This window comes from Lapillicoccus sp., assembly GCF_025353065.1.
GTDB lineage: Bacteria > Actinomycetota > Actinomycetes > Actinomycetales > Dermatophilaceae > Lapillicoccus.
This window is the reverse complement of record NZ_JANXRJ010000302.1, coordinates 1-3,251: the sequence shown is the minus strand read 5'-3', so window position 1 is coordinate 3,251 and position 3,251 is coordinate 1. Positions and strand designations below refer to the sequence as shown.

Genomic DNA, 3,251 nt, shown 5'->3' with positions numbered 1-3,251 from the left:
GCGCCTCGGCCTCGGTCGGGCCGGTGACGCCCTCGGCGAGGGTCACGTCGACGACGTTGTAGGTGGGAGAACCGGATTCGTCCTCGTCGAGGCAGTGCATCAGCCGCTGGACGTCCTCGGCGCTCGTGATGAGGCCCTCGGAGAGGAGGAAGCCGATGGTGAGGTCGAAGTCGTCTCCCGGCGTGCGCATCGTGACCGTGAGGGGGAGGCCGTCGACCCGGATCTCCATCGGCGCCTCGACGACGACGGTGTCGAGACGCTCGACGATCCGCGGTGACGTCGGGTCGGACAGGTCGATCCGGATGGCAGGTGTGCGCTGCGTGACCCGACCCATTCATCAACTGTAGGCCGCACCGCAGCCCGCCGAATCGGTGGGCATCCACTTCGCCATCCACTGCGGTCGAGGGGGTCGGTCCACTAGCGTTGTCCCTCGAGGGGTCTACCCTTCGTGCACGCCCCGGTGCACGGCCGGGCGCACATCCGAGATCGATGATGGAGGGGACGACGTGGCAGCGACCGCTGAGGCGGCCTCGCAGGGTTCACCCATGTCCCGGCTCGGCTTCGCGGCCGGCCAGGTCGTCCAGGAGATCGGCTGGGACGACGACGTCGACAACGAGCTGCGCTTCGCGGTCGAGGACCTCACGACCACCGACCTCGAGGACGAGGACTACGGCGACGTCGCCGACGCGGTCCTCGTGTGGTTCCGTGCTGGGGACGGCGATCTCGTCGACCTGCTCGTCGACTGCCTGACCAACCTCGCCGACGAGGGGTTCGTCGTCCTCTGCACCCCGAGGGCCGGGCGCGATGGACACGTCCAGGCGGCCGAGGTCGAGGAGTCGGCCGTCACCGCTGGTCTGCACGCCGCCGGCACCGCCAACGGGTCGCCCGACTGGGCCACCGTGCGGTTGGTGTCGCCGAAGACGCAGCGCCGCTGAGGCTCAGCTCCTCCCTTCGAGCTGACAGCAGAAGCCCCGAGGTCGGTCGAGGTCCGAGGCGTCGACTGGCAGGATGGGCCCATGTCCCGCGCCACCCCCCTCGCCGTCGGCGACCAGGCTCCGGGCTTCACGCTGGTCGACCAGCACGGCACCCCGGTGTCGCTGTCCCGGTATGCCGGTCGGCAGAACGTCGTCCTCGTCTTCTATCCGTTCGCGTTCTCGGGGATCTGCACGGGCGAGCTGCGCGAGATCCGGGACAACCTCGGGGACTTCGAGGCCGACGACATCCGGGTGCTCGCCATCTCCTGCGACTCGATGTTCACGCTCCGGGCGTGGGCCGACGCGGAGGCCCACTTCTTCCCCCTCCTCAGCGACTTCTGGCCGCACGGTCAGACGGCCCGCGACTACGGCGTCTTCTCCGAGGAGACCGGCGCGGCACTGCGGGGGACCTTCCTGGTCGACACCGCGGGAGTCGTCCGCTGGGTGATGGTCAAGCCGACGGGGGAGCGGCGCAACTTCGACACCTTCCGCGACGCGCTCGCCGACCTTCGCGGCGGCCGGCTCGTCGGCGTCTGACGGAGCGCGTGCCACCAGCCGCATGACGTGGCGCCGGTCGGTCTGTCAGACTGCTGCCTGCCCGGACGGCGCGGATCGAGCCGGCAGCGGGGCGCGATGTCGCCGGGCAGGGGCCTGTAGCTCAGCTGGTAGAGCACCGCGTTTACACCGCGGCTGTCGTCGGTTCGAACCCGGCCGGGCCCACCGACATCACCGCAGGTCACAGGCTGTTTGAGGGCCCGCCGTTCGTTGCTCGCAACGGCCTAGTAGGCCTTTTGACCGCAGATTGACCGCAAGAACCCAGCGCTGCAGCTCGTCCGATGACGTCGAGGCGGTCTGCTACGTCATCCAACTGGTCGGGAAACAGGTGGCCGTAGAGGTCGAGCGTCATGCTCGCTGTGGCGTGACCGAGCATTTGCTGGACGACCTTGACATTGCCCCCGGCGGCGATGGCCAGGGAGGCAGCGGTGTGTCGGAGCCCGTGCGGTGTGAGGTCAGGCTCGCCGATCGCCCGGGCTGCGGGCCCAAACGTGCGTCGGTTGAAGTTGCCGTTACGGAGAACGCCGCCCCGGGTGCCCTCGAAGACGAGGTCGTCAGGACCCTTGCCAGCGACCGATTCAGTGACCTGTTCGGCGAGGAAGCGGGGGAGCGGGACGGTGCGTTCCTCACCCGTCTTGGTGGTATCGAAGATGAGGCGGCCGTTGTCCTCGGTCACCGAGCGGGCGATGTGCATGCGCCGTCGCAGCGGGTCGACATCCCTGACCCGGAGGGCCGCCATCTCACCCCACCTCAGTCCCGTGTACGCCAGGAACCTCACGACCAGTCCGTAGGGTTCGCACTCGAGCACGAGAGCCTCCACCTGGGCCGCGGTCAGGAACCGTCGCGGCCGGGTGAGCTTGCGGGGGAGCCTCGCGCCTTTGGCTGGGTTGGTCGGCAGCCGGCGGTCGCGTACCGCCAGGTCGAGCATCTGGGAGAGGATGCCGTGTGCTCGTTGCACGCTCGACGCGCTGAGCCCTCCGGCCATCAGCTCGGTGACCCAGGCCTGGACCTCGGCGTGGGAGATGTCCCGCAGCTTGGTCGAGCCCCAGCGGGGGGTGATGTAGTTGCGCACGATGCCCTCGACCCGTGACCGGCCGGTGGCCTTGAGGTGGACCTGTCCGGCCAGCCACGTCGTCGACCAATCGCTGACGGTAACTCGTGAGCTGCCGGGGTCGGTGTAAGTGCCGGTGACAACCGCGCTCGTGACGTCGTCGAGCCACCGCTGGGCGTCGACCTTGCGGGTGAAGTGGCGTGCGTGCTCCTTACCCGCGGCGTCGCGGTACCTGGCCTTCCAGCGGCCGTTGGAGTGCTTCTGGATGTTGGCCATCGTCTGCGAAGTCCTTTCGCTGTCAGCCCCGCAGGTGGCCGATCAGAGCACTTTCACCCCGGCCAGCTGCGGCCCTTCGCTCCCCGGCCGCGCACGCTGACAATCTTGTTGGTGTGACGGCCGCCTCGGCTCCCCCAGCAGGCTACGTGCGGGTGGTGACATAGTCGCGCGGTCGAGGATCCGAGTTAACGGCGCTCGCTGGTAGCGGTGCGGATTTCCGTGGCGCTGTCCTGCTCGTCGATCCAGGTCTGGAGGTCGCTGGCGCGGTAGACGACGTGGCGGCCGAGGCGGAAGCTGCGGGGGCCGGTGCCGAGGTGGCGCCAGTAGCGCAGGGTGGCGATGGGGGCGCGGACGATCGCGGCGACCTCGGTGAGGGTGAGCAGCTCGTCGTTGGC

5 protein-coding genes and 1 tRNA gene are annotated in these 3,251 nt (G+C 69.2%); 3 read left to right on the top strand and 3 right to left on the bottom strand.

The annotated features are described in order from the left end of the window. Nucleotides 1–334: formate dehydrogenase accessory sulfurtransferase FdhD (locus tag Q0R63_RS22105; protein ID WP_295702215.1), on the bottom strand; the 334-nt coding region annotated here is incomplete at its 3' end. 211 nt (nt 335–545) lie between these two features. Here Q0R63_RS22105 and Q0R63_RS22100 point away from each other — a divergent pair. From Q0R63_RS22100 to Q0R63_RS22090, 3 genes are all read left to right on the top strand, one after another. Continuing rightward, on the top strand, nt 546–935 hold the full coding sequence (locus Q0R63_RS22100) for a DUF3052 domain-containing protein (protein WP_295702213.1): 390 nt from the start codon (nt 546–548) through the stop codon (nt 933–935). 81 nt (nt 936–1,016) lie between these two features. Next, nucleotides 1,017–1,511 carry a peroxiredoxin gene (locus tag Q0R63_RS22095; RefSeq protein ID WP_295702211.1) on the top strand — a complete coding sequence of 165 codons (495 nt, stop codon included), beginning with the start codon at nt 1,017–1,019 and terminating at the stop codon, nt 1,509–1,511. 110 nt (nt 1,512–1,621) lie between these two features. Further along, a tRNA-Val gene (locus Q0R63_RS22090) sits at nt 1,622–1,694 on the top strand. A 16-nt stretch (nt 1,695–1,710) separates the two neighbouring features. Here Q0R63_RS22090 and Q0R63_RS22085 read toward each other — a convergent pair. Both Q0R63_RS22085 and Q0R63_RS22080 read right to left on the bottom strand, forming a co-directional pair. Next, nucleotides 1,711–2,856, bottom strand: coding sequence for a site-specific integrase (locus tag Q0R63_RS22085; RefSeq protein WP_295702209.1), 1,146 nt, complete (start codon nt 2,854–2,856; stop codon nt 1,711–1,713). 185 nt (nt 2,857–3,041) lie between these two features. Beyond that, nucleotides 3,042–3,251: helix-turn-helix domain-containing protein (locus Q0R63_RS22080; protein ID WP_295702207.1), on the bottom strand; the 210-nt coding region annotated here is incomplete at its 5' end.